Origin of the sequence: Streptomyces sp. B93 (assembly GCF_018070565.1) — a bacterium.
GTDB lineage: Bacteria > Actinomycetota > Actinomycetes > Streptomycetales > Streptomycetaceae > Streptomyces.
On record NZ_JAGPXL010000007.1, the window covers coordinates 250,435 to 256,525 of the forward strand.

The 6,091-nt window shown below is 73.2% G+C and carries 4 protein-coding genes; all 4 read right to left on the reverse strand.

Annotation, left to right across the window (positions count from 1 at the left end):
* Window positions 1-84: 84 nt before the first annotated feature.
* Entirely contained in the window at window positions 85-1,299 is a 1,215-nt protein-coding gene (locus tag KBY47_RS09970) for a cytochrome P450 (protein ID WP_210920632.1), read from the reverse strand.
* 34 nt (window positions 1,300-1,333) lie between these two features.
* Window positions 1,334-2,134, reverse strand: coding sequence for a cyclopropane-fatty-acyl-phospholipid synthase family protein (locus KBY47_RS09975; protein ID WP_210920633.1), 801 nt, complete (start codon window positions 2,132-2,134; stop codon window positions 1,334-1,336).
* Between the two features lie 42 nt (window positions 2,135-2,176).
* Window positions 2,177-3,334: a MupA/Atu3671 family FMN-dependent luciferase-like monooxygenase gene (locus tag KBY47_RS09980; RefSeq protein ID WP_210920634.1), complete on the reverse strand. Its 1,158-nt coding sequence runs from the start codon at window positions 3,332-3,334 to the stop codon at window positions 2,177-2,179.
* Window positions 3,335-3,351: 17 nt separating this feature from the next.
* Window positions 3,352-6,091 (reverse strand): thioesterase domain-containing protein (locus KBY47_RS09985; RefSeq protein WP_247694448.1); only part of this gene is annotated, 2,740 nt, incomplete at its 5' end.

Genomic DNA, 6,091 nt, shown 5'->3' on the forward strand with positions numbered 1-6,091 from the left:
CCGCCGCCCGCCGCCGGGACGAGGCGCGGGGCGCACCGGACGATCCGGTGCGCCCCGCGCCTCGTCCCTGGGCCCGGCCATCCGTCAGGCCGGGGTGCCGGGCCGGACCGGCAGGGCGGCCAGCGCCCGGGAGGTGGCCGGTTTCCAGGTGAACCCCGCCGGGTCGGCGGCGAGTTCGAGGTCCGGGAAACGGGTGATCAGACGGCTGAGCGCGATCTCGCCCTCCGCCCTGGCGAGGGCCGCGCCGATGCAGTGGTGGATGCCGTGTCCCAGGCCCAGGTGCGCCTTGTCCACACGGGCCAGGTCCAGTCGGTCGGGGTCCTCGAAGCGGCGCGGGTCCCGGTTGCCCGTCGCGTAGACGACCTGCACCGCGTCGCCCGCCGGGATCGTCACCCCGCCGATCTCCACCGGCTCCAGGGCGTAGCGCAGCACGCCGATGTCGGCGGGGCCCGCGAAGCGGAACAGTTCCTCCACGGCGGTGGGCATGGTGTCGGGTTCGGCGCGCAGCCGGGCCAGTTGCCCGGGGTGGGTGAGCAGCATCAGGGTGCCGTTGGCGATCAGGTTGACGGTGTTGTCGTGGCCGCCGATGAGCAGGCTCAGGGAGAGCGAGACGAGTTCCTCGGTGCTGAGCCGGTCGCCGTCCTTGTGGGCCTGCATCAGACCGGACAGCACGTCCTCGCCGGGCGCCTTCCGCTTCTCCTCCAGCAGGTCCTTGAGGTAGGCGACCAGGTTGCGGGCGCCGTCCGCGATCTTCTCCAGGTCGCCGCTGATCAGCGCCTCGGACCAGGCCAGCCAGCGGGAGCGGTCGTCGGCGGGGATGCCGAGCAGTTCACAGATGACGCTGACCGGCAGGGGCTTGGCGAACCGGTCGATCAGGTCGGCCTCGGGCTCCGCGGCGAGGGAGTCGAGCAGTTCGTCGGTGATCTCCTGGATGCGCGGCCGGAGCTGGGTGACGCGCCGGGGCGTGAACTCCCGGGAGAGCAGCCTGCGCAGCCGGGTGTGGTCCGGCGGGTCGTAGGTGCCGAGGGTGTGCAGGAAGTAGGGGGCGACGTCCTCGGGGAGCCCGATGGACGCCGTGAGGTTCGACTTGGACTGCTTGGTGATGTCGTTGCTGAACCGCTTGTCGCTGAGCACGCCGAGAATGTCGTGGTAGCGGGTGACCAGCCACACCTGGCTGCCGTCGAAGTAGGTGGCGGGCCTGATCGCCGGCCCGTCGAGCAGCCGGGCGAAGGCCGCGTCGCGGTCCGGCCCGAAGAGCAGCTCCACCAGGTTCACTGCGGTGGCGGTGTCTGAAGACAAGGTTCCTCCTGGGCGAGTCGAGGTCGGGGATCGGTCAGCCGAGGTGTGCCGTGATCAGCACATAGGTGTACGGCGGTGTGGTGCGGTCGGCGGCGATGGCGGCCTCGAAGGCCTCCTCGCCGGTGATGGGGGCCAGCTCGTCACGGCGGGCCAGCATGGCCTCCTTCATGACGGCGAAGGCGGTCTCGGGAATCACGGTGTGCGCGGTGATGTCGAGCGCCTCCAGCGTGCTGAAGCCCGCGTCGGCGAGCAGCTCGCGGTAGTCGTCCATGCTGGTGAGGGTGGCCATGAAGCCCTCGAAGCCCATGCCCTCCCGCGGCCGGTGGTACATGTCCGCCAGCACCAGGCGGGAGCCGGGGCGCAGCACCCGGGCCAGTTCGCGCAGCGCCCTGGGCTTGTCCTCCATGTGCAGCAGGGACTCGAACGCCCATGCCCCGTCGAAGGAGTCGTCCTCGAAGGGCAGCGCCATCCCGTCGCCGTGCCGGAACGTCACGCGCGCCTCGACGTCGGTGCCCCGGGCCCGTTCGGTGGCCCGCTTCGCCTGGTCGGCGCTGATGGTCACCCCGACGACGTGCACGGGGTGGGCGGTGGCCAGGGCGACGGCGGGCTTGCCGAGGCCGCATCCGACGTCGAGGATGCGCTGCCCCGGCCGGGGCGCGAGCCGGTCGATGAGCTGACCGGTCATCCGGTCGGTGGCGACGGCGACGGAGGAGTCGTCGCTCTCGTCCGTCCAGTAGCCCATGTGGATGTTCTCGTCCCACAGCAGGGGGAACAGGTCGACGCCCTTGTCGTAGTAATCGCCGACGCGTTCCGCGGTGGGCCCGGTGTGCGACATCTTCGTCCGTCCTTCCGGTTCTGGGGTGCCGTGGTGTGCGGATCAGCGGTCGTAGTACCAGGCCATCGGGGAGTCCGCGGCTCCCGCCGAGGCCGCCGCGCGGGCCGCGCTGGGCACCCGGCCCGCGGGCGGCGCGGTGCGGGGGTGCGTGCTCGCCGGGGCGGGGCTCTCGACTCCGGCCGGTCCGGCGAACCGGGCGCGCAGGGCGTCCAGGCGGGGCAGGGCGTCGAGCACGGTGGCGAAGGGCAGGCCGAAGTCGACCATGCAGGCGATCTCGTCGACGCCGGTGTCCCGCGCCCGGCGGACCACGGCCGCGCACTTCTCCTCGGTGCCGAGCAGGGACCGGCGTTCGTAGAAGTCCTCGGCGACCACCTTGGCCAGTTCCTCCTTCTCGGCCGGGGTCATGGCGTTGGCGGTGGCGTCGTTGCTCTTCTGGGTGAGGAAGGTGTCGATGTAGCGGCGTACGGGATCGGCGACCAGGGCGCGCACCTTTTCCTCGTCGTCGCCGACGTAGGTGTGCATGCCGACGGTCACGACGCCGGTGCGCGGGTCGTGGCCCGCCTCCGCGCGGGCCTTGCGGTAGGCGGCGATGTTGCCTTCGAGGCGCTCCCAGCTGTCCACCAGGGCGAGGACGTTGGTGCCGAGTTCGCCTGCGGTGACCCAGGTCGCCGGGTTGGAGGAGTGCACGATCCACAGCGGCAGTTCGGCGCGGTGCGGGCGCGGATAGGTCCGCACCGGCAGCATCCGCCCGCCGGGGCCGGGGAACTCGACGGTCTCCCCTGCCCACAGCCTGCGCAGGACGGGGATGGTGCCGAAGGCGACCTCGCGGCGCCGTTCGAAGTTGTCGGGGTAGAAGACGAAGTCGCCGCTGTGCCAGCCGGTGGCCACGCACAGCGCGGTACGGCCGCCGGAGAGCTGGTCGACCAGCGCCCACTCCTCGGCGACCCGCACCGGGTGGTGGTGCGGCAGGACGATGCTGCCCGCGCGCAGTTCGAGCCGTTCGGTGGCGACGGCGAGGGCGGCGCTGAGGACGGACGGGTTGGGGAAGCTGCCGCCGAACTCCTGGAAGTGCCGTTCCGGTGTCCAGATCGCCTTGAAGCCGAGCGGGTCGATGGCCCGGGCGACGTCGAGGATGAAGCGGTAGCGGTCGCTGAACGGCCGGTCGTCGTTGGCCGCGAAGAAGTAGACGCTGAATTCCATGGTGCCCTCCCGGTCGCTCACTGGATCAGGTCACCGGCCTCGGGTGCGGGGGGTCCGCCCAGCGCCGGGGTCATCAGCCGGGCCATGGTCCGCAGCCCCGCGTCGTGGACGATGGTGAAGTGGTCGGCGTCCACGTCGTGCACGCGCAGCGGCTTGCCGACGAACCGTCCGAAGCCGTTGGTGCGGTCGCCGTCCAGGCGCCGCATCGCGGGCAGCCCGGCCGGGTTCCGGGCGCCGACGAAGCCCTGGGTGGCGTGGAAGAAGGTGACGTCGACGGGTTCCGGCAGCGGCTGCGGCGCGTACTCGGTGAGCAGCCTGACGTTCTGGTTGAAGGCGTCGTTGGTGCGCCGCAGCAGCGTCAGGACGTTGTCGTGGGCGAGCTTGGCCGCCGCCTTGCCGACGACGTGCCGGGCGATCAGCCGCAGCTGTTCGTCGATGTCCTTGCCGAGCAGCGACTCCAGGCTGACCAGCTCGGTGATGTTCCAGCGGTGGCAGTAGGCGTTGCCGAGCATCATCAGCGGCAGGCTCTCCGACTCGTCGTCGGTGAGGGAGGACCAGTCGACTCCGGCCCAGGCGGGCGTGGTCGGCATGATGCCGTCGGCGATCACGAGGGAGTGGACGCGTTCGCCGTGGTGCATCAGCTGGCGGGCGACCTCGAAGGCGACGACCCCGCCGAACGACGAACCGGCCAGGGTGAAGGGGCCGCCGGGGTGGTCGGCGCGGATCGCGGCGGTGTACGCGGCGCACATCTCCTGGAAGGTGTCGAAGCGGTGCAGCCGGGCGTCGAGGTCGATCTGCTCGACCCCGAGCAGCGGGTACTCGGCGCCGAGGTAGCGCGACAGGTACAGGCCGTAGCTGACGTCGCCGTACATGTGGTGCATCCAGTACGACCGCTGCCGGTGCCCGGCCCGGTTGATGCTGGTGATGAACTTCCGTTCCTCGCGGGCCGGTTCGGGTTCCGGTCGCCGCAGCCTGCGCAGGTCCACGGCGGCTCCGGCGGAGACCAGGTAGTCGGGGCGGCTCGGCAGCTCGACGGTGCGCGGCGGCACGTCCAGCCAGCGCGCCCAGTCACCGGTCGTGGGACGGCCGTCCAGGAGTGCCCGTACGACGGTGACGCGGGCCGGTCCGGACAGCGGCCGGGGCGTGTACGACGCCAGGGCGGTGTGCAGCGCGGTGCGGTGGGCGTGGGCCTCGCGGAGCCAGTCGGTGAGCGTCGCCTCGCCCATCGGCGGGCCGGCGTGGGCGGTGAGCACCCGGGCGGCCTCGGCGTGCCCGCCGTCTCCGGCACCGTCCGGGATGTCCCCGCCGAGCCACCGGTGGGCGCCCCAGACCGTGCCGAACGCGCCGGTCAGCGCGTCGAGGCCGGAGGGGACGGGCTCGCCGGGCTCGGGGGCGCCGATGAGGAGGAGTTCGTCCACCCGGTGTCCCCGGGCGAGGAGCCTGCGCGCCGTCTCGAAGGCGACGACCGCGCCGCAGCCCTGGCCCGCCAGCCGGTAGGGACCCTCGGGCCGGTCGGCGAGGACCGCGGCGGTGGCGGCGTCCGCCAGTTCCGCGACCGAGGACAGCGGTGTCAGGCTGGTGCGGAAGCCGGGCGGTTCGACGCCGAGGACGGGGCCGTCGTCGGAGAGGGCCGTCTGGACGTGGGTCAGCCAGCTGAGTTCACCGGTGTCGCCGGGCAGGCAGTGCACGGGGGTGCCGGTGCCGTGCGGGACGAAGGGGACGACCCGGGCCGTCGGGCGTTCGGGGGCCGTGGCGCTGACCGGTTCCGGCGCGACGGTGGTGGCCGGTTCCGGGGCCGGGGCGGCGGAGGCGGCCGGTTCCGGGGCCGGGGCGGCGGGGGTGACGGGTGCCGGGGCCGTGGGCCGCGGGGTCAGGGTGGCGATATGGGCCACCAGGCGTTCCAGCGTGGACTGTTCGAAGATCGCCGCCATCGGGATCTCCTCACCGAACCGCGCCTGGACCCGCTGCATGATCCGCAGCGCGACGATCGAGTCGATCCCGTACGCCGCGAAGTCCTTGGCGGGGTCGATCTCCTCCGGTGCGAGACCGACTCCCTGCGCCACCAGCTCCCGGACGGCGAGGGCCAGTTCGGAGGTGTCGTCGGCGGGTGCCGACTCCTCGGGCGCGGGCTCGGGCTCCCGCACGGGCTCGGGCGTCGCCGTGGGAGTGTCCCGCTGCGGGGCGGCCTCGGGCAGCCAGTACCGGTCCTCGGCGAACGGGTACGTCGGCAGCGGCACCCGCCGCCCGGCCGGGCCCTCCAGCCGCGACCAGTCGGTCTCCTTGTTGCGGACCCAGCGGATCGCCAGCTCCCGCAGCGGGCCCACGCCCTCCGGTTCGCGCGGCCCGGAGCCCGCCGCCCAGGCGCGCAGCCGGGCCACCAGCTCGGGCAGGGTGTCCGCGATCACCGCCAGCCGCTCGGTGAGGGCGGGCCGCCCCACGCGCAGGGTGTGCGCGACGTCGGCGGTACGGTACGCGCCGCGCTCCAGGCCGTCGGCCAGGAGTTGCGCGTACCGCCGCAGCCGCTCCTCGGTGAGGGCGCTCAGCACGAACAGCTGGGGGCCCGCCGCCTCGGGGCCGGACCGGTCGGGCCCGGCGGTCTCCGTGGGCTCGAACTCCTCGACGACGACATGGGCGTTGACGCCGCCGAAGCCGAAGGAACTCACCCCCGCCCGGCGCGGCACCTCGCCGCCGTCGTGGCCGGTCGGGCGGTGCCACGGCCGTGCCGCGTCGTCGAGGCGGAACCGGGTGGTGGTGTGG